Raw genomic sequence first — 1,806 nt, forward strand, 5'->3', positions numbered from 1 at the left:
GTTTTTTGCAAACTTGGCATTGTTTACACCAGATTGCAGACTTCGACCTTATTTCTTCTGAGTGGTTTCTTGTAACAACAGCTAATCTAGGCGTTGACATAGGCAGCCAACTCTTCTGGTTCTCCTGTTGGAAAAGCTTGTTTTAAGAATTCCAGGAAGGCTGAGACACGTGCATTGAGCAGACGTCGAGATGGATAGAGAGCCCAGAGCGCAATTTCAGGGCCGGAGGTTTCACCCCAGCAGACCAGTCGACCTGTTTGCAGATCGTCACTGACCAGAGAAACAGGCAGCATTCCGGCCCCGGCACCTGCACGAACCGCATCTCGTACCATGATGATTGAAGAAAGGTGCAGTGTCGGGGTGACGGTTAAAGGTTGTTGGCCGTCTGTTGTGATGAGATCCCAAGTTGATGGATGTGGGTTCATACCACGCACAACCACGGGAACAGCTTGGTTATCTGAAGGACGAATCAAATCAGGGCTGGCAACTACCACCAATCGATCTCGCAGGAATAAGCGACCGTATAAGTTTTCATCGATGTCTGGGTTCACACGAATGACCAGATCATAAGCTTCGTCGATCATATCAACGGGTCTATCTTCGGTTGACACTTCCAGCTGTACATCGGGATATTTCAAGGCGAATTCTGCAGCAAGTTTACCCATCGCGAGCTGGCAGAACAGGAGTGGTGCACTAATACGCAAATGGCCGGATGGAGTTTCTGCCCCGGAAGCAATGGAATTGACGGTTTCATTCAGCTCGGTCAGTAATGTTTGTGTTCGTTCGTAAAGCGCCATTCCTTCCTGAGTCAGCTTGAGGGTATGTGATCCACGTTCAAACAATCTCAGTTGAAGACTGTTCTCTAATTCAGCCACTCGGCGTGACAAGGTAGCTTTGGGACGGTCTGTTGCTCGTGCAGCTCGCCCAATTCCGCCATGTTTGGCAACCAGATTAAAGTCAACGAGAGCAAGAAGATCCATGTGTTCCACCAGTAAGACAGTCTGTCTAAATATAGCATCTATCGTATCGTTTATGAAACAAATAAAGTGTAAGTCCTAGCTAGACAGACCTTAACTTTTAATTGGAGAAAACTGATGACTATTCTTGTAACTGGAGCTTCTGGCCGTGTCGGTCAGCATGTAGTTAAACAACTTATCAAACGTGACGCGAATGTTCGTGTGTTAACCCGTGATCCTGCCACAGCCAACTTTCCCGATGGCGTCGATGTGGTGAAAGGTGATTTGCTTGATATTGAGGCTTTACGCCATGCCTTCGATGGCGTCACCACCTTGTTTCTGCTCAATGCCGTTACAGGTGATGAGTTTACTCAGGCGCTTATCACCTTGAATATGGCTCGCGAAGCAGGCGTTCATCATGTGGTTTATTTATCAGTATTTAATGCTGATAAGTCCGTCAATGTGCCACATTTTGCTGTGAAATATGGTGCCGAACGCATGCTGGAGCATATGGGGTTCAGCGCAACGATTCTGCGTCCGGCCTACTTTATAGATAACGATCTGATGATCAAAGATGTGATTCTCAATCATGCTATTTATCCGATGCCGGTTGGAAGCAAAGGGTTAGCTATGATCGATGTCAGAGATATTGCCGAGGTGGCTGCCATTGAGTTAATCCGACGCGATAAGGCTGAAGACAGCTTACCCATTACCAGTATTAACCTGGTGGGGCCTGACACCTTGACTGGAGCAGATCTAGCCAGTATCTGGTCTGACGTTCTTAAGCGACCCGTTAACTATGCTGGCGACGATACCAGCCAATTTGAGCAGAATATGGCAACCTTTATGC

The 1,806-nt window shown here is 47.5% G+C and carries 2 protein-coding genes; one reads left to right on the forward strand and one right to left on the reverse strand.

Annotated elements, in window-relative coordinates; all coding sequences use genetic code 11:
* Positions 1 to 86: 86 nt before the first annotated feature.
* Positions 87 to 980, reverse strand: coding sequence for a LysR family transcriptional regulator (locus B4K20_RS09840; RefSeq protein WP_289282750.1), 894 nt, complete (start codon positions 978 to 980; stop codon positions 87 to 89).
* Positions 981 to 1,094: 114 nt separating this feature from the next.
* On the opposite strand from B4K20_RS09840, the gene B4K20_RS09845 reads away from it, so the two are divergent.
* Positions 1,095 to 1,806: SDR family oxidoreductase (locus B4K20_RS09845; protein WP_289282751.1), on the forward strand; the 712-nt coding region annotated here is incomplete at its 3' end.

Origin of the sequence: Methylophaga sp. UBA5088, assembly GCF_002414625.1 — a bacterium.
Taxonomy (GTDB): domain Bacteria; phylum Pseudomonadota; class Gammaproteobacteria; order Nitrosococcales; family Methylophagaceae; genus Methylophaga; species Methylophaga marina.

Excerpts from the sequence above, each read along its gene's own strand:
- B4K20_RS09840 (WP_289282750.1), bottom strand. The coding sequence starts at position 980 with ATGGATCTTCTTGCTCTCGTTGACTTTAATCTGGTTGCCAAACATGGC.